The 17,356-nt window shown below is 72.4% G+C and carries 13 protein-coding genes; 12 read left to right on the top strand and 1 reads right to left on the bottom strand.

Annotation, left to right across the window (positions count from 1 at the left end):
• The first annotated feature begins 220 nt into the window (after nucleotides 1-220).
• The 10 genes from HEP85_RS42065 to HEP85_RS42020 all read left to right on the top strand — a co-directional run bounded on the left by HEP85_RS42065 (nucleotide 221) and on the right by HEP85_RS42020 (nucleotide 13,053).
• A complete protein-coding gene (locus HEP85_RS42065; RefSeq protein WP_369658076.1) occupies nucleotides 221-2,356 on the top strand; it encodes a hypothetical protein in 2,136 nt (711 codons plus the stop codon).
• 86 nt (nucleotides 2,357-2,442) lie between these two features.
• Entirely contained in the window at nucleotides 2,443-3,972 is a 1,530-nt protein-coding gene (pelF, locus tag HEP85_RS42060) for a GT4 family glycosyltransferase PelF (protein WP_248002383.1), read from the top strand.
• Nucleotides 3,969-5,345 (top strand): hypothetical protein, encoded by a 1,377-nt coding sequence (locus HEP85_RS42055; RefSeq protein WP_369658075.1) that lies wholly within the window; start codon nucleotides 3,969-3,971, stop codon nucleotides 5,343-5,345. Before pelF ends, HEP85_RS42055 begins: the two co-directional genes overlap by 4 nt.
• A 209-nt stretch (nucleotides 5,346-5,554) precedes the next feature.
• The gene (locus HEP85_RS42050) at nucleotides 5,555-6,556 is read left to right on the top strand and encodes an SDR family NAD(P)-dependent oxidoreductase (RefSeq protein ID WP_168532651.1); all 1,002 of its coding nucleotides are present in this window, start codon (nucleotides 5,555-5,557) and stop codon (nucleotides 6,554-6,556) included.
• A gap of 31 nt (nucleotides 6,557-6,587) precedes the next feature.
• On the top strand, nucleotides 6,588-7,301 hold the full coding sequence (locus tag HEP85_RS42045; protein WP_168532649.1) for a sugar phosphate nucleotidyltransferase: 714 nt from the start codon (nucleotides 6,588-6,590) through the stop codon (nucleotides 7,299-7,301).
• Nucleotides 7,302-7,308: 7 nt separating this feature from the next.
• Complete coding sequence (locus tag HEP85_RS42040) at nucleotides 7,309-8,235, top strand: NAD(P)-dependent oxidoreductase (RefSeq protein WP_329294197.1); 927 nt, start codon at nucleotides 7,309-7,311, stop codon at nucleotides 8,233-8,235.
• The gene (locus HEP85_RS42035) at nucleotides 8,232-8,894 is read left to right on the top strand and encodes a spherulation-specific family 4 protein (protein WP_168532647.1); all 663 of its coding nucleotides are present in this window, start codon (nucleotides 8,232-8,234) and stop codon (nucleotides 8,892-8,894) included. The genes HEP85_RS42040 and HEP85_RS42035 overlap by 4 nt, the downstream gene beginning before the upstream one ends.
• A complete protein-coding gene (locus HEP85_RS42030) occupies nucleotides 8,891-9,880 on the top strand; it encodes an endo alpha-1,4 polygalactosaminidase (protein WP_369658074.1) in 990 nt (329 codons plus the stop codon). The genes HEP85_RS42035 and HEP85_RS42030 overlap by 4 nt, the downstream gene beginning before the upstream one ends.
• A gap of 278 nt (nucleotides 9,881-10,158) precedes the next feature.
• The gene (locus HEP85_RS42025; protein WP_348772482.1) at nucleotides 10,159-10,575 is read left to right on the top strand and encodes a UBP-type zinc finger domain-containing protein; all 417 of its coding nucleotides are present in this window, start codon (nucleotides 10,159-10,161) and stop codon (nucleotides 10,573-10,575) included.
• 246 nt (nucleotides 10,576-10,821) lie between these two features.
• Nucleotides 10,822-13,053, top strand: coding sequence for an FUSC family protein (locus HEP85_RS42020; protein WP_168534616.1), 2,232 nt, complete (start codon nucleotides 10,822-10,824; stop codon nucleotides 13,051-13,053).
• A gap of 79 nt (nucleotides 13,054-13,132) precedes the next feature.
• Here the strand turns inward: HEP85_RS42020 and HEP85_RS42015 are convergent, their stop codons facing one another.
• Nucleotides 13,133-13,762 (bottom strand): sigma-70 family RNA polymerase sigma factor, encoded by a 630-nt coding sequence (locus HEP85_RS42015; protein ID WP_168532643.1) that lies wholly within the window; start codon nucleotides 13,760-13,762, stop codon nucleotides 13,133-13,135.
• A 434-nt stretch (nucleotides 13,763-14,196) separates the two neighbouring features.
• On the opposite strand from HEP85_RS42015, the gene HEP85_RS42010 reads away from it, so the two are divergent.
• The gene (locus tag HEP85_RS42010) at nucleotides 14,197-15,087 is read left to right on the top strand and encodes an oxygenase MpaB family protein (protein ID WP_168532641.1); all 891 of its coding nucleotides are present in this window, start codon (nucleotides 14,197-14,199) and stop codon (nucleotides 15,085-15,087) included.
• 124 nt (nucleotides 15,088-15,211) lie between these two features.
• Nucleotides 15,212-17,245: a regulator gene (locus tag HEP85_RS42005; protein WP_168532639.1), complete on the top strand. Its 2,034-nt coding sequence runs from the start codon at nucleotides 15,212-15,214 to the stop codon at nucleotides 17,243-17,245.
• The last annotated feature ends 111 nt before the right edge of the window (nucleotides 17,246-17,356 follow it).

Genomic DNA, 17,356 nt, shown 5'->3' with positions numbered 1-17,356 from the left:
GCCGGATGGTTCTTCCGGACACTTGCGTGACCAATTCGACGCCTGCGCTTTTCCGTCACGTTTCGCAACATGACCACGAAAGCTACACACAGACACCACTATGTGACGCGACGGATGCGTCGACGACCAACACCTGAGGGGGGCGGCGGCGTCGCGCAAGGGGGTGCGTCCGCTCCGGTGGAGCAGTACTCACCCCTGCCCGGGGAGGGGACTTCGCCGCATGAAGCGGACCATACGCACGACCGCGCTCACCGTGGGCGCACTGATCGCCTCGCTCGCCCTGCCGGCCGGCGCCGCACGGGCCGACGCCACCGCACCCCGCATCGACCTGCGGGTACTGGTCGTGAGCGACGGGGGACCTTCGACCGACGCCATCGCGGCCGAACTGGACGCCTCCGGAACGCCGTACACCAAGGTCGACCTCCAGCAGTCCGGGCGGCCCGTGATCGACGCCGGGTTCCTCGCGGACACGGTGGACGGCCGGCCGCGCGCCAAGTTCCAGGCCGTCGTCCTGCCCAACGACAATCCGTTCCCGGCCGGCTCCGCCGAGATGGCGGCACTCTCCGCCTACGAGCAGTCGTACGCGATCCCGCAGGTCGACGCCTACACCTACGCACGTCCGGAGGCCGGTCTCCAGTACCCGGTCTACGGCGGCTACTCCGGAAGCCTCGATGGCGTACAGGCCCAGGTCACGACGGCGGGCAAGGCCGGTCCGTTCGGCTATCTCGACCAGGCCGTGCCCTTCGAGGACAACTCCCCCACCGTCGGCGAGAGTTACGCCTACCTGTCCACACCCGCCGCCGGGGCGGACTTCACGCCGTACGTCGACGCGCCGATACCGGGGCAGTCGACGCGGGGCTCGCTGGTGGGCGAGTACCGGCACGACGGGCGGCGCGAGCTCGTCGTCACGTTCGTCTACAACCAGTACCAGCAGCAGTTCCGGCTGCTGGCCCGCGGCATCGTCGAGTGGATGACCGGGGGCGTGCACCTCGGCGCCTCGCGCAACTACTTCGCCGTCCACGTGGACGACGTGTTCGCCGCGGACGACCGCTGGGACACCCAGCTCAACTGCACGCCCGGCGACGTGGACTGCTCACCGGGGCAGGGTGTGCCGAACCCGATCCGGATGACCCCCGCGGACGTCGACCACGCCACCGCCTGGGAGAGCAGCCGGAACTTCACCCTCGACCTGGCCTACAACGGCGCCGGCAGCGTCGACCAGCGTGAGGACAACAACGGCGTCGACCTGCTCGCCGACAAGCTGATCGCCGACCGCAACCGGTTCCGCTGGATCAACCACACCTACACGCACGCCTTCCTCGGCTGCGAGCAGGACACCACCGTCGTGCCGTGGAAGTGCTCCACCAACGCCGACGGCAGCACCAAGTGGGTCGGTCGCAACACCATCTCGGACGAGATCGCCAACAACCGCGTCTGGGGCCAGACGGCCGGACTGCCCCTGGATACCAGCGAGTTGGTCACCGGCGAACACTCCGGCCTGGGCGTCACCCCGCAGCAGCCGCAGGACAACCCGAACCTGGCCCCCGCACTCGCCGACAACGGCGTCAGCTGGCTCGGTTCCGACAACTCCCGCGATCCGCAGCAGCGTCAGGTCGGTCCCGCCGTGACCGTCCCCCGCTACCCGATGAACGTCTTCTACAACGCGGGCCGCGCGGCCGAACAGGTCGACGAGTACAACTGGATCTACACCAGCCGGGCCCAGGGCGGCAGCGGCATCTGCGAGGACCACCCCGACACCTCCACCTGCCTGCCCGCCCCGCTCGACACCAGCACGGGCTACACCGACTACATCGTGCCGCTGGAGACCCGGATCGACCTCGGCCACGTCCTCTCCAACGACCCCAAGCCGCACTTCATCCACCAGTCGAACCTGGCCGAGGACCGCATCGCCTACCCGGTGCTCGACGGAGTCCTGAACGCCTACTCCGGCCTGTTCGCGGACAACACCCCCGTGGTGAACCTGCGGATGAAGGACATCGGCACCGAACTGCGGCGGCGTGCCGCGTGGAAGACCGCGGTCGGGGCCGGTCGGGTCACCGCCTACCGCATCGGCAACACGGTCACCGTCCAGGCGCCCGCCGGTGTCGCGGTGACCGCCACCATGCCCGCCGGCACCACGAACGGCACTGGCGGCTTCGGCTCCGCGTACGCCGGTGAGGTGTCCGGCTGGACCGCGTCGGCCGGCGCGCCGCTCACGCTCACCCTGCCGTCGGCCGCCGCACGGATGCCCGCGGCCGTCCACCGCACGGTGAGGGCGCCCGCCACCCGCACCGCGCCGCACACCCGGGTGCCCTCCGGCGTCACCCGGCCCACGGCGTACACCCCGCACAGCTGAACGGCGCACCGACCGCAGTTCCCGGCCGCCCGCCCGGCGGCCGGGACCGCGGTGACCACCTCACACCTCGGCAGCGGAGCACACCGATGCACGTTCACCACGGCGCGCGACGCCCCGGCGCGACGCGCGTCACCCTGCTCACCGAAGGAACGTATCCACACAGTCACGGTGGCGTGAGTGTGTGGTGCGACCAACTCGTCGGCGGTATGCCCGACATCGACTTCGACGTCGTCGCCGTCACCGGCACCGGGCGCGAACCGCTCGTCTGGGACATCCCCGGACACGTCACGCGCGTCGTCTCCGTACCCATGTGGGGACCCGCGCCCGAAGGCCGTCCGCCGCGCGGACGCCGCCGCAACCGGCTCGCCACCGCGTACGAGCAGTTCCTGACCGCCCTGCTCGACCCGTGCGCCGAGGACAGGTTCGGCGCCGCCCTCCAGGTGATGGCGCGGGCCGCGGCGGACGGCATGCTCAGCCCTTTCCTGCGGAGTGACCGGGCGATCGCCATCCTGACCTCGGTCTGGAACCGCCCCGGACTGGCGGTGCGCGAGGCCCGGCCGACCCTCCACGACGCGATCACCGCCACCGCCCTGCTGGAACACGCGCTGCGTCCCCTTGCGGTACCGCCGCCCGAGGACGGCGTGGCCCACGCGGTCAGCGGCGGCGTGGCCGTCCTGCCCGGACTGGCCGCGCTCGAACAGCACGGCGTACCGCTGTTGCTGACCGAGCACGGCGTCTATCTGCGCGAGCGCTACCTCGGATACCGCACGGCGCCCTACCGCTGGCCGGTGAAGGCCGTCGTCCTGGGCTTCTTCAGGCTGCTGGCCGAGGAGACCTACCGGCGGGCCGCGCTGATCACCCCGGGCAACCGCTACAACCGGCTGTGGGAGGAACAGGGCGGCGCCGACCCCGAGTCGATCCGCACCGTGTACAACGGCGTGGACCCCGCCGCGTTCCCGCCCGCCGGGCCCGAGCCGGCCGAGCCCACCCTCAGCTGGGCGGGCCGTGTCGACCCGATCAAGGACCTGGAGACCCTGATCCGCGCCTTCGCTCTCGCCCGTACCCAACTCCCCGCTCTGCGGCTGCGGTTGTTCGGAGGAACACCACGGGGAGGCGAGGGCTACCGGGAACGGTGCGAGGCGCTGGCCGCCGAACTCGGTCACGCGGACGCGGTCACGTTCGAGGGCCGCGTCGACGACATCAAGGACGCCTACGCCGCGGGCAGCGTGGTCATGCTCTCCAGCATCAGCGAGGGCTTCCCGTTCACCCTGATCGAGGCCATGTCCTGCGGACGCGCGACCGTCTCCACGGACGTCGGGGGCGTCCGGGAGGCCGTCGGCGACACCGGTCTCGTCGTACCACCGCGCGATCCCGCCGCCATGGCCGCCGCCGCCCTGGAACTGCTGGGCGACCCCGCTCGCCGTCGGTCGATGGGCGAGGCGGCACGGCTGCGGGTGATCGAGCAGTTCACCCTCCGCCAGACCGTCGACACCTTCCGCTCCATCTATCTGGAACTGTCGGCGCTCGGCCGGATCACGACGCGCGACCCGTGGGCGGCGGACCCCGCCGCCGAACTCACGACAGCGGACGAGCGGCAGAGGAGCCTGGCCGGATGAGCGGACCGATGGCGCTCGAACCCGGCGCGGCGGAAGGGGACACGCTGTCCTTCCGGCTCGCCGAGGACCGCACCCTCGCCCTGCGTCTGCCGGACCAGGGCCCGGACCACGACGCGGTCGACCGGCTCGCCGCCGAGCTGGCCGACCGCGTGGGACCCGCCGTCCACCCCTACGAGGTGGCGGCGCTGCTGGAGTCGGAGGGACTGACCGCGGAGGTGATCCAGCAGCGGTACGGACACCCCCATCTCTTCTCGCTCGCCTCCACCCTGTTCGAGCGGGTGCCACGCACCTTCCCCGAGCCCGCGAAGCCGTCCGATCCGTGGCGCCCCGACCATGTGCGGTGCGCCCTGCGCGGAGCCCTGTTCGCGCTGCCGGGACTGGCCTATCTGCTGTCCGCGCGGCTGTGGCAGGCCGACCGCCACACCCATGTCCTCATCCTGGCCGGGCTGGTGTCCTGGGCCTGGGGGCAGGCGCTGGGGCACCGGGCCTATCTGCGGATGACCACGGGTCGCAGGGAGGCGGGCCGCACGCTCCTCAAGGGCGCGCCCCTGGGCGCGCTCGTGGCGACGCCCGCCGGGGCAGCCCTCGCCGGGGCCGGTACCGCGACCCTGGTCGCGGCCGCGCAGTCGGTGTATCTGGCGGCTGCCGGGGTGTTGCTGGTGCTGGGCCGGGAGCGGCTGCTGCTGGCCGCGCTCACCCCGCTGATCGGCGGCGCCGCGGTGCTGCCGTGGTGGGAGCCGGGCACGCTGCTGCGCGCCGGGCTGCCGCTGCTGGCGCTCCTCGGGACGGTCGCCGCGGCCGCCTGGGCCCTGCGGACCACTCTGGTCGCCGTCCCGGTGGCGGACGACACGCGGCCCCGGCTGCTGCGGTCGCTGCCCTACGGACTGTTCGGCCTGGCCGCGGGGTTGCTGGTGCTCCTGGAGGGCCACCGGGATCCGTACGGCGTGATCGTGCTGACCGTCAGCATGGGACCGGCCGAGTGGCTGCTGTACCGCTACCGGGGACTCTCGGTGGCGGCCCTGCGGGCGACCGCCACCCCGGCCGCGTTCCGGTGGCGTTCGGCCGGTGTCCTCGCCCTGTGTCTGCTCGTCTATCTGCTTCCGCTGCTGCCCGCGGCCCTGCTCACCGGTGCCGAGCCGGCCTCGCTGCTGCCGCTCGCGGCGACGCTGTGGACGGCGCTGCTGCTCCAGGCGTTCGGGGTGGCCTGGACACCGGCCGGGGTGTGCCTCACGGCAGCGGCGGCGGCCGGAACGCTCACCCTGTTCCCGCTGCCACCTGGCACGGCGGTGCTGCCCCTGTCCTGCGGAGCCGCCGCGCTGTGTCTCACGGTGTGCGCGCTGCGGCTGCTCGGGCGCCCCGCCTCGCATGCCTGACCCGCCAGGCCGGGGCCGCCGTACGCCACCACGCGCCAACGGACACCGCGCCGTCGTACGGAACCAGGCACCGCCGGCGCCCGGCCGTACGGAACCACGCACCACCGGACACCGCACCACGTCCGGCACCACCGCACGAAGCCGGCCCCCGTAGGGCCGTGCGCGACGCCTCGAACCGATCCGCGCAACCGACCGGAAGGAAACACGCGTTGACCTCCGCACCGCTCGCCGCCGTCACCGGAGCCGAGGGTTTCATCGGCTCTCACCTCACCGAGGCACTGGTCGCCTCCGGGCACCGGGTGAGGGCCATGGCGCAGTACAACTCCTTCGCCTCCTACGGCTGGCTGGAGACCCTGCCCTCCGACGTCCTCGACCAGGTGGAGATCGTCCTCGGAGACGTCCGGGACCCCGGCTCGGTCCGTGGTCTCCTCGAAGGCGCCGACTGCGTCTACCACTTGGCCGCCCTCATCGCCATCCCGTACTCCTACCAGGCCCCGCACAGCTATGTGGACACCAACGTCACCGGCACGCTCAACGTCCTGGAGGCGGTGCGCGCCCTCGGCATCCCGCGTCTGGTGCACACCTCCACCAGTGAGACCTACGGCACCGCGCAGACCGTCCCGATCACCGAGGACCACCCCATCAACACCCAGTCGCCGTACGCCGCTTCGAAGGCGGGAGGGGACCGGCTCGCCGACAGCTACCACGCGAGCTTCGACACCCCGGTGGTGACGCTTCGGCCGTTCAACACCTTCGGCCCCCGCCAGTCGATGCGCGCGGTGATCCCGAGCGTCATCGGACAGGTGGCGGCCGGCGCGCACACCATCACCCTCGGCGATCTGCGCCCCACCCGCGACTTCACCTACGTCAAGGACACCGCGCAGGCCTTCCTCGCCGTCGGTACCGCACCCGCCGCACAGGTGGTCGGCCGTACCTTCAACGCCGGTACCGGAGGCGAGATCTCGGTCGGCGACCTGGTCACGCTGATCGGCAAGGTGATGGACACCGCCATCGAGGTGTGCGAGGACGCCCAGCGCATCCGGCCCGCCAACTCCGAGGTGATGCGGCTGGTCGCCGACGCGACGCGGCTGGCCGAGGCGACCGGCTGGAGCCCCGGCCACGACCTGGAGCAGGGTCTCGCGCACACCGTGGAGTTCTTCCGCGACCCGGCCAATCTCGGCCGCTACAAGACCGGCATCTACAACATCTGACCGTCCGGCACGTCCATGAAGGAGGAGTCCCATGCACGCAGTGATCCTGGCGGGAGGCAAGGGCGTCCGGCTGCGGCCCTACACCACCGCGCTGCCCAAGCCGCTCGTTCCCATCGGTGACCAGCACGCCATCCTCGAGATCGTGCTGCGCCAGCTCGCCACGGCCGGATTCACCGGCTGCACCATCGCCATCGGGCACCTCGGCGAGATCATCCGCGCCTATGTCGGCGACGGTTCGCAGTGGGGCATGGCCGTCGACTACGCCACCGAGGAGAGCCCGCTCGGCACCATGGGCCCGCTGCTCACCATGCGCGAGCGCCTGCCCGAGTCGTTCCTGGTGATGAACGGCGACATCCTCACCGACCTCGACTACGCCGACGTCCTGCGGCAGCACCGGGCCTCGGACGCTCCGCTGACCATCGCCACCTACACCCGCAAGGTGCACATCGACTTCGGGGTACTGACCACCCACGCGAGCAGGGTCGTCGGGTTCACCGAGAAGCCGAGCATGGACTACAACGTCTCCATGGGCGTCTACGGACTGTCGAAGTCGACTCTCGACGGCTACACCGCGGGCCTGCCACTGGGCTTCGACGAGCTGGTGCTCGACCTGCTGAAGGCTCAGAAATCCCCGCACGCCTACGAGTTCGACGGGTACTGGCTCGACATAGGTCGCCCCGACGACTACGACCGGGCCAACGCCGAATTCACCACCCGCAAGTCGATGCTGCTCAAGGGAGCCTGACCACCGCATGCGCATTCTCGTCCTGGGCTTCACCGGCTATCTGGGCGCTCACGTCGTCGAGCGGCTGCGTGCCCTGCCGGGCACCCACGTGCTCGGCGGCGGGCGCTCAGCCGCCGCGGACCTGGGCGTCGACCTCGCCACCGCCCGAACGGACCTGCTGGCCAAGGCCATGGCGTCGGTGGCGCCCGACGCCGTGATCAACTGCGCGGGATCCACCGACGGCGACGCCGTGACGCTCACCGAGGCCAACTCCCGTGGCCCCGCCGTGCTGTGCGCGGCACTGCGGGAGGCGGCACCCGCCGCACGTCTCGTCCATCTGGGCTCGGCCGCCGAGTACGGCCCCGGCGTCCCGGAGACGGCGGTGGGCGAGTCGGCGGCCACTGGGCCCGTCACCGCCTACGGCGCCAGCAAGCTCGCCGGCACGGTCGCCGTCACCACGTCCGGACTCGACGCGGTGGTGCTGCGCGTGGGCAACCCGGTGGGACCCGGTGCGCCGGCCACCGGGCTGCCCGGCCGGATCGCCGGGCTGCTGCGCGCGGCCGGTCAGGACCCGGACGCGGTGATCCGGCTGGGCGACCTGTCGGCCTACCGCGACTTCGTGGACGTACGCGACGTGGCGGAGGCGGCGGCGCTCGCGGTCACGGCGGCCGGGCCGCTGCCCCATGTCCTCAACATCGGCGGAGGGGAGGCTGTCCCGGTGCGCGAGCTGGTACGGACGCTGGCGCGCACCGCGGGCTTCCGGGGGCGGATCGAGGAGAACGGCGGTGGATCCGCGCGCTCGGGTCAGGTGTCGTGGCAGTGCTCCGACATCACCGCCGCCGCCCACGCCCTGGACTGGCGGCCGTCCCACACCTTGGAGGACTCCCTGACTGCGCTCTGGGCGGCCACGACCGCGAACCCGCCCCTCGGCCCGGAAGGCGGCCGCGCGCCATGAGTCTGCTGATTCCGCTGTATGTCCATCCGGCCGAGGACCCCGGTGCCTGGCACCGGCTGATCACGGCCGCCACCCACACGTACGCGGTCGTCCTCAATCCCGCGAACGGACCCGGCACGAGCCCCGACCCCGCGTTCACCGCGGCGGCCGGGGCGCTGCGGGCGGCCGGCGCGCGCCTGCTCGGATATGTGGACACCGACTACGGCGCGCGTCCCCGGGCGGAGGTCGCGGGCGACGTCGCGCGGCACCGGGAGTGGTACGCGGCCGACGGCTGCTTCCTGGACCAGGTGACCTCGGCTCCGGCCGAACTCCCCGCCTGCAGAAGGCTGGTGCGGGAGGTCCGCCGGCTGGGCGTCGGGACCGTCGTCCTCAATCCGGGGGTCCATCCGGCTCCCGGCTACGCCCGCGTCGCCGACCTGATCGTCACCTTCGAGGGGCACTGGTCGACGTACGTGTCCGCGTTCAGCCGACCGGCGTGGACCGCCCGGCACCCGCCCGAGAGGTTCTGCCATCTGGTCTACGGTGTGCCCGAGGCGCTGGTGCCGCTCGCCGTGCGCACCGCGCGCGAACGCGGCGCGGCGGTCTCGGGACCCGTGACCGGCGAACCCCCGAATCCCTGGGCGCAGTTGACTCCCGCGCTGAGCGGGGCGGAGCGATGAGACACTCCGCGGGGGCGCGCCTGACACTGGTCGGCCTGTTGGTGGCCGCGATGCTGACGGGGTGCTCCGGGTCCGACGGCCAGGACCGGGCCTCGGGCGGACGCCCTTCCGCGGACGGACGTCATCCGGCTTCGGACGGTCGTCATCCTTCTTCCGACGGTCGTGATCCTTCTTCGGACGGCCCGGCCGACGGCTCCCCCGGCGCGACGCACCGGCCGCCACCCGGCGGCGGCGCGACCGCCTCGGCCGGCTCCACCGCACCGGCCGCCACCGGCCGTCACCGGCCCGGACGCTGGCAGCCCAGGCCGGGGGTGGCCTGGCAGTGGCAGCTCGACGGAGAGGTCCGGCCCTCGGCCGACGTGCCCGTCTACGACATCGACGGCTTCGAGAACACCGCGGCGGACGTGGCCCGTCTCCACCGTGCCGGCCGCAGGGTCATCTGCTACGTCAACGTAGGCGCCTGGGAGAACTTCCGGCCCGACAAGGACGACTTCCCACGCTCGGTGCTGGGGGCCGACAACGGCTGGGCGGGCGAACGCTGGCTGGACATCCGCCGTCTGTCCGTACTACGGCCGATCATGGAACGCCGCGTCGACATGTGCCGCGACAAGGGGTTCGACGCGGTGGAACCCGACCTCGTGGAGGGGTACGGCAACGACACCGGGTTCCCGCTGACCGCGCGCGACCAGCTGGCGTACAACCGCATGATCGCCCGCATCACACACGCGCGCGGGATGTCCGTGGGGCTCAAGAACGACCTTCCGCAGATCCCTCAGCTCCTGGGCGACTTCGACTTCGCGGTCAACGAGGAGTGCGCCCAGTACGACGAGTGCGCGCGGCTCAGTCCGTTCATCGCGGCGGGCAAGGCGGTCTTCCATGTCGAGTACAAGGAGCCGACGAGCGCGTTCTGCGCCGAGTCACGCAGACTGAAGCTGTCCTCCATGCGCAAGAAGCTGGAGCTCGGGGTGTGGCGTCAGCCCTGCTGATCCGCGCGCGGCACACGCCAGGCGTTTCCTTGCCTCGCGCTCACTCGTTCTCCGAGCATGTCACCAGCTGATCGGATCAACGAATCACCGGGTCAGGTCTCTCGGCGCAGGCTTTCTACCGCGTCGACCACGGCCACGGCGGCGTCCGCGCCCGTCGGGTCGGCGGCGGTGCGCGGCGCGGACGCGACGGACACGGTTCCGGGGCGTCGGGGCACGGCCGGACACGGGACCACGGCCGGACGCGGGACCCGGCCCGAGCAGCCCGCATCGGCCAATCGATGGGGCACCGTGATTTTCTGAACGGGTGGGGCCGGGCACCGTCGCCCGGAGGAAAACCCCGCCTACGCCGTGGAGGACCGATGGGGACATGGACGGTCGCCGCCGACGGGGGACGCCCCGAAGGGAGGAGCTGTTCGCACCTGGGGCAGGTGGTGCCGGGCATCGGGTCCTCCCCCGGGACCGGCGAAGGACCCGACGTCGCGACCGGTTGCGCGGAGTGCGCCGCCCAAGGACAACGGTGGGTGCACCTCCGGCGCTGCCTCACCTGCGGTCACCTGGGCTGCTGCGACAGCTCCCGCGGCCGGCACGCCACGGCACACCACGAACGGACGGGGCATCCGATCGCCCGGTCGGCCGAGGAGGGCGAGACCTGGGCGTGGTGCTACAGCGACGAGGTCTTCCTCGAGTGTCGCTAGGGCTGGTCCCGTAAACGCCGGTGGATCAGCGCGCGGTGGCCGTACCTGTCGTCGTGCGCGCGCCGGGGATCACGGGACAGCCCTTGGCCCCCGCTCGACAGCACGGACAGCGACTCGTGCCATGCTGGGAAACGCTGATCATGGCGGAGAGCGGGGACGAAAGGCAGCGTGAGGACAGCGACACGGGCGGGCCGGACAAGGATCTGGGACCGATTCGAGGCATCGGATCCCGGGCTGCTGCGGCTCATGGCCGGGCTGCGGACGGTGGGCGCCATCGCGCTCACGCTCGCCGTACTGGCTGTCCTGAGTGTAGATGTGACGCACATGGTGGCCGGAGCCATGGCGGCCATGGTCGGCACCTTCGCCATCAAGGACAAACAGCGCCGCGAACAGGCACTGACGCTCCTGCTCGGACTACCCGTGGCGCTCGCCGCGATGTCGCTGGGGGCGCTGCTCAACAAGACCGTCGTCGTGGGCGACCTCTTCTTCATCGCGCTGATCTTCGCCGCGGTGTACAGCCGCCGGTTCGGGGACCGCGGGACCGCCCTGGGACTCATCGGGTTCCAGATCTACTTCGTCTCGCTCTTCGTCAGGGCCACCTTCTCCGCGCTGCCCGGCCTGTGCGTCACGCTAGCCATCGCGTTCGTGTGCAGCGCGCTGGTGCGGTTCGTCGTCGTGCCCGAGACGCCCGAACGCGTTCTGGAGCGGCTGCGGAAGGCCTTCCGGGCCCGCATCGCCCAGCTCGTGTCCGCCCAGATCGAACTGCTGGACGCCGGACCCGACCGCGTGGAGAAGGCACTGGAGGATCTGCGGCGGCACACGGCCCGGCTCCACGAGAGCGCGATGATGATCCAGGGACAGCTGGCGGAGGGGACCAGCGACAGCGCCACCGCCTCGCTCGTGCAGCGCCGTGTCGCCGACGCCGAGATCGCCGCCGAGCGGCTCGGCGTGCTCCTGCTCACCGCCCGCAGCGCGGAACGGGCCGACACGCTCACCCTGCACCTTCCGCACGCACCCGTTCCCGCCGCCGGAGACCGCCTCCGGGCCCAGGACGGCATCACCGCAACCCTGCGCCGCGATCTCGACGCGCTGCGCCTGCTGGTCCTGCGCCCGATCACCGACGACCGCGGCACCGCGCTGGCCCACCTGCGCAACCGGCTCCTCGGCTACCGCGACGAGGAGAACCTGCCGCAGGCCTCGACCGCCGTGCAGGACGTCTTCCGCGGCATCGGCGAGACGGCGCGCTCCGTGCTCGGTCTGCGACTGGCTCTCGACGGGCCGCAGGACGAGTCCGACGACACTCCGTCGACGACCCGGTCCCGCGAGGAGCTGGACGCGGAGGACGTCTCCATCGCCGGGTCCGAGGAGGCCGAGCAGGAGGAGAGCGACCGCAGAGGCTGGGAGCGTCCGACGACGCGGACCGCGGTCCAGGTGTCGGCCGGCTCGGCGCTGGCCATCGTCGGCGGCGAGTTCCTCTCCAGTCAGCGCTGGTACTGGGCGGTGCTGACCTGCTGGGTCGTGTTCCTGAACACGGCGTCCACCGGGGAGATCCTCGTCAAGGGGTACCGCCGGCTCATCGGCACCGTCCTCGGTGTCGTCGCCGGTGCCCTCCTGGCGGGCCTGGTCGGCACCCACACATGGACGGCGTTCGGGCTCGTCCTGCTGTTCATCTTCGCCATGTTCTTCACCGCGCCGCTGTCCTACGCCCTGATGTCGTTCTTCGTCACGGCGATGCTGGGCCTGCTGTACACCCTGCTCAACACCTACAGCACCGCGGTGCTGGTCCTGCGCATCGAGGAGACCGCGCTCGGTGCCGTCTGCGGGGTCATCGCGGCCGCCCTGGTCCTGCCGGTGCACACCGACCGCCGGACCGACGAACTGCTGGCCACGGTGTTGCGCCGGCTCGGGGACGTCACGGGCGCGGCGGTGGACCAGCTCAGTGGCGGCCCCACGCTCGATCTGCTGGACAGGGCACGGGATCTCGACAAGGCGCTGGACGATCTGCGGTCCTCCGTCCAGCCGCTGACCCATCCAATCACGCCGCTGCGCTCCCGCCGCCAGACGGCCCGCTATCTGGTGGCCCTGCTGGAGACGTGCGCCTATCACGCGCGCTCGCTGGCGGCGACGGCGGAACTTCTCCCCCACAGCAAGACCATCGCGGCCGATCCGCGTCTGAAGAGGGCCGGCCGGCGCATCGCGCACAACATCGAGGTGCTCGTCGCGCGCGTCGAGGACGACGACACGGAGGGCGTGGCCGAGACCGGCGCGAGTCTCGCCGCCCTGCTGGAGCCGGAAGGACCGGACGGCCCCCGCCACGACCGGGTCACCACGCGTGTCCTGCGGCATCTGCAGCGGCTGGACGAGGGCGTGGTCGGTCTGGCCCGTCCGCTCGGCGTCCCCGTCTCGACTGGCGACGTGCCGTCCCCGGGGTCCGCGTCCGCCCGGCAGGCGGCGCCCTCCCGGGGTCCCGCCGTGTAGCGGAGCGGCGGGGGCGGTACGGCGCACCGTGCGTGTACGAGGCGGCCGGACCTCCTTCTTGCTTGTACGCGCGGACGCCTCAACCGCGCCGGCCGCCGGTGCCCGCTTCCTCCCTGAGTCGGCTGCCGAGTCGGTGCAGCCCGCGCCGGGCGTGACTCTTGACCGTCCCCAGGGGCCATCCGGTGAGCTGCGCGATCTGGGTGTGTGTGAGGTCGTCGTAGAAGGCGAGGCTGAGGGCCCGGCGTTGCGGTGCGGGCAGTCGGGCCAGCTCGTGCCGGAGGAGGACCCGGTCGAGCACCGTGTCGGCCGGGGACGCGGAAGCGTGAGCGGTCAGGGACATCACCGCGCCGGCCGCCGCGACGAGGTCGGCGCGCCGGGTGCGGGCCGTCAGCGCGTCGGCGATCTTGCGGCGGGTGATCCCCACGAGCCAGGCGGCGAGGGCGCCGCGCTCGGGCGAGAACCCGGCGCGCCCCCGCCACGCGGCGAGGAAGACGAGCTGGGTGACGTCCTCCGCCTCGGCGGCGTCCCCGAGGGAACGCCGGGCCAGGGTGTACACGAGCCGGCCCCAGCGGTGGTAGGCGGCGGCCAGACACTGCTCGTCGCCGCCCGCGAAACCGGTGGCGAGTTCCTCGTCGGTGAGCGACTCACTCGCCGCGGTCCTCGGCACCGCGGCGTCGGGGGTCCGCTCGGTGCTCTGTTGTGCGGTCATGGTGACTGCTCCTCGTGCCGGGCGGAATCCGTCCCGGTTCCGGGACGGTTCGCCCCGCCGTCAGGGCGTGGCCGTCCCGGAGGTGCCGGGGGCTCCAGTCGTTCGGAGCCGTTCCGTCCCCGCCACCATGCGGAGATTCGATGCGAAGCGGCAACTCGCATCGACTCTGCATCGACTCTGTCGCTGCTCCCCCGCGGGAGTCCGGAGCACGAGGACGAACGGAGAGGGACGGTGGCGGGGGATCGGGGAGCGGTCGCGGGCAAGGACCGGTCCCTGACCGCATCCGAGGGCGCGTGGGCAGGGAATCCATGACGGGACGGTGCCGTGTCCCCGGCCGAAGGGACAATGGAACGTGGTCCCCGGGCCTTCCGCCGTCGACGGCGGAAGGCCCGCACAGCGGGACCGACGGGAACACCGCCCGACGGAAGGCCACCATGACGAGACCGACCGGACCGCATGGCCCCCGCCTGCGCGAACGGCTGGGAGACAGCCTCTTCGCCCGGGTCGCGGGACCCGAGGGCCCCGCGACCCGGGCCCGGATCCACGGCACGCCCGGACCCCGGTGGTTCGGCCCGGACCGACCCATCCGCAGGGTGCACGGCGACGCGTCGATGTTCATCGGCGGGCTCTCGGCCCTGCTGCTCCAGTCGCTCCATCCACTCGCCATGGCCGCCGTGTCCGCCCACTCGGGCTTCCGGGGCGACCCCTGGGGCAGGCTGCAGCGCACGAGCACGTTCCTGGCGGTGACGACGTACGGCACCGCCGACAGCGCGCAGGAGGCCTGCGACCGGGTTCGCGCGGTCCACGAGCGGGTGCGCGGAGTCACCGGCGAGGGCACGCCGTACCACGCCTCGGACCCGCGGCTGCTCGGCTGGGTCCACCTCGCGGAGACGGACAGCTTCCTGCGCGCGCACCAGCGTTACGGTGTACGCCCGTTGTCCGACGACGACGGTGACGCGTACGTCGCGGACACGGCCCGGGTCGCCGTCGCACTCGGGGTCCCCGACCCGCCGACGAACCGCGCCGGGCTCGCCGCACGACTGACCGCGTACCGGGGTGAACTACGGGCCACCCCCGAGGCGCGGGCCACCGCGCGCTTCCTGCTGCTCGACCCGCCCGTGCCGCTCGTCGCCCGCGTGCCGTACGGGGTCCTCGCCGCCAACGCCGTCTCCCTGCTGCCCTCATGGGCCGCCGCGGAGCTCGGCATGCCCCGACTCCCGGTGGTGGACGGGCTGTTCGTACGTCCCCTCGGCGGTGCCGTGACCTCGGTGGTGCGATGGGCGCTGGCACCGTCGCGGAGCAGGCTGCCCTCCCCCGCCGAGTGACCGGCCGTCGACGGCCCCCCGGGCGGCGGAATCCCGGCGTCGACGGGAGCGGACTCCTCAAGTCCGGGTACCGGGCGGGCCAACCCCGCAACGCGGAGGGACACAGGACGACAGACTGTCGGGCGTGCTGAGAAACCTGCCCGAGGCTCCGCCCGGTTTCGTCGGACGCCGCGACGAACTCACCCATCTCACCGAGGCCCTGCGCGGGCACCGGTTGGTCACGCTGACCGGGGTCGGCGGCGTGGGCAAGAGCCGTCTGGCGCTGCACACGGCGGAACGCGTCCTGCGCCTCGGCGCACGCGGGGTGGCCTGGGCCGACCTCTGGACCCTCCAGGACGAGCGGCTGCTCGTCGCGACCATGGCCGACGCGCTGGACTTCTCCGACCACACGACGACGATGCCGCTGGACGCCCTGGGCACCTGGCTCGCGGACAAGGACGTCCTGCTGGTGCTGGACTCCTGTGAGCACCTGCTCGCGGCCTGCCGGCCGGTGATCGCCGGCCTGCTCAAGGCCTGCCCCGCGCTGAGCGTGCTCGCGACCAGCCGCGAACCGCTCGGTCTGCCGGACGAACACGTCGTCCCCGTGGGGCCGTTGCCGCCGGCCACCGACGCCGTGGAACTCTTCTGCCGCCGGGCCTCCGCCGCGGGAACGGTGCTGTCGGCCCCCGCGGACCTGGTGGCGGTCGCCCGGCTGTGCCAACGGCTCGAAGGGATGCCGCTCGCCCTTGAGTTGATCGCGGGGCAGCTGTCGCACCGTACGCTCGCGGAGGTCGAGTGGGAGCTCGGATCCCGGCTGGACATCGCGGCGGACGGCGGGAACGCCCTGCCCGCCGGTCCGGCGCGACACCGGGCGGTGCGGACCTCGGTCGGCTGGAGCCACGAACTGTGCACGCCCCAGGAGCGATTGATGTGGGCACGTCTGTCCGTGTTCCGTGACGTCGTGGACGCGGACACGGTGCGCGCCGTGTGCGCCGGGGGCCCGCTCCTCGCGTCGGACGTGGACCCGGCGCTGGCCGGGCTGGTGAGGAAGTCGGTCCTGTCGCGCAACGGCGATCACCACCGGATGCTCGACACCGTCCGGGAGTACGGGCGCATGTGGCTCGACGAACTCGGCCAGACCGCCGAGCTGTCGGACCGGCACGCCCAGTACTTCCTGGAGCTGGCCCGCGACGCCGACGCGGGCTGGCCGGGTCCGGAGCAGGCCCGCTGGTACGGGCGGATCGACCGGGCGAACGCCGATCTGTGCGCGGCGCTCGACCATCTGCTGTCCGTCCGGCCGCGCGCGGCACTCGAACTGGCCGGTCTCGTCGGCTTCTTCTGGAGCTGCTGCGGACATCTGCGGGAGTCGGCCTCGTACTTGGAGGACGCGTTGGCGCTGTCCGACGAGTCCGGGCCGGTCAGGACCAAGGCGCTGTGGGCGCTGGGCATCACCCGTGTCCTGCGCGGCGAGCGCGACCCCTTCCGGACACTCGCCGGGTTCTGTCATCGCCGGGCCCAGGCCCAGGACGACGACGAGGGGATCCTGCTGGCGGCGTATCTGCTGGGGCTGACCCATCTGCTCCAGGGCCTTCCGATGGCGGCCCGGAGCGAGGTGGACCGGACCCTGGCGGCCGTGGGCGGGACGGCGTTCTCCTCCGCGGGCCGCATGCTGTGCCGGCTGGTGCGCGTGTTCGCCCTGACCGCGGAAGGGCTGCTGGAGCAGGCGCGCGCGGAGGCCGAGGACCTGCGCGAAGGCTGTGTCGAGCGCGGCGAGTGGTGGACCCGTTCGTACACGGACTACCAGCTGGCGCTGATCTCCCTCTTCGAGGACCGCCCCGAGGACGCCACCGTCCACGCCCTGTCGATGCTGGACGGGAAACGGCACATCGGCGACAGTTTCGGCCTCGCGCTCGGCCTGGACCTGCTGGCGTCGGCGCTCGCCGCGCGGGGTGAGGCGGAGACGGCGGTCGCCGCGTACGGGGCCGGCGAGGTGTACTGGGGCGCGGTCGGGCATCCGCAGCGCGGAACGCCGGAACTGGGCCCGGTGTGTGAGCGGTACGAGGACACCGCCCGCTCGCTCCTGGGCGACGTGTACGAGGAGGCCAGGCTCCGGTCGGTGCTCTGCGACCCCGAGGCGGTGCTGCGGGCGCTTCTCGACGGCTCCGCCCGGGACTCCTGAACCGGCTCCGGTCGAGGCGGCCGGGTCCTCGTGCATCCGTGGAGCCCCCGAGCGCCGAAGAAGCGGTGAGCCGGGCGGACCGCCGCTCCCGGACGGTGCTCGAATCGAGGC

The sequence above is a fragment of the Streptomyces sp. RPA4-2 genome (assembly GCF_012273515.2).
In the GTDB taxonomy this organism is placed as follows: Bacteria; Actinomycetota; Actinomycetes; order Streptomycetales; family Streptomycetaceae; genus Streptomyces; species Streptomyces kaempferi.
Note: the sequence above shows the minus strand (reverse complement) of the source record. Positions and strands in the feature narration are given on the sequence as shown.

Excerpts from the sequence above, each read along its gene's own strand:
- HEP85_RS42065 (WP_369658076.1), top strand. The coding sequence starts at position 221 with ATGAAGCGGACCATACGCACGACCGCGCTCACCGTGGGCGCACTGATC.
- pelF (WP_248002383.1), top strand. The coding sequence starts at position 2,443 with ATGCACGTTCACCACGGCGCGCGACGCCCCGGCGCGACGCGCGTCACC.
- HEP85_RS42055 (WP_369658075.1), top strand. The coding sequence starts at position 3,969 with ATGAGCGGACCGATGGCGCTCGAACCCGGCGCGGCGGAAGGGGACACG.
- HEP85_RS42045 (WP_168532649.1), top strand. The coding sequence starts at position 6,588 with ATGCACGCAGTGATCCTGGCGGGAGGCAAGGGCGTCCGGCTGCGGCCC.
- HEP85_RS42040 (WP_329294197.1), top strand. The coding sequence starts at position 7,309 with ATGCGCATTCTCGTCCTGGGCTTCACCGGCTATCTGGGCGCTCACGTC.
- HEP85_RS42035 (WP_168532647.1), top strand. The coding sequence starts at position 8,232 with ATGAGTCTGCTGATTCCGCTGTATGTCCATCCGGCCGAGGACCCCGGT.
- HEP85_RS42030 (WP_369658074.1), top strand. The coding sequence starts at position 8,891 with ATGAGACACTCCGCGGGGGCGCGCCTGACACTGGTCGGCCTGTTGGTG.
- HEP85_RS42025 (WP_348772482.1), top strand. The coding sequence starts at position 10,159 with ATGGGGCACCGTGATTTTCTGAACGGGTGGGGCCGGGCACCGTCGCCC.
- HEP85_RS42020 (WP_168534616.1), top strand. The coding sequence starts at position 10,822 with ATGGCCGGGCTGCGGACGGTGGGCGCCATCGCGCTCACGCTCGCCGTA.
- HEP85_RS42015 (WP_168532643.1), bottom strand. The coding sequence starts at position 13,762 with ATGACCGCACAACAGAGCACCGAGCGGACCCCCGACGCCGCGGTGCCG.
- HEP85_RS42010 (WP_168532641.1), top strand. The coding sequence starts at position 14,197 with ATGACGAGACCGACCGGACCGCATGGCCCCCGCCTGCGCGAACGGCTG.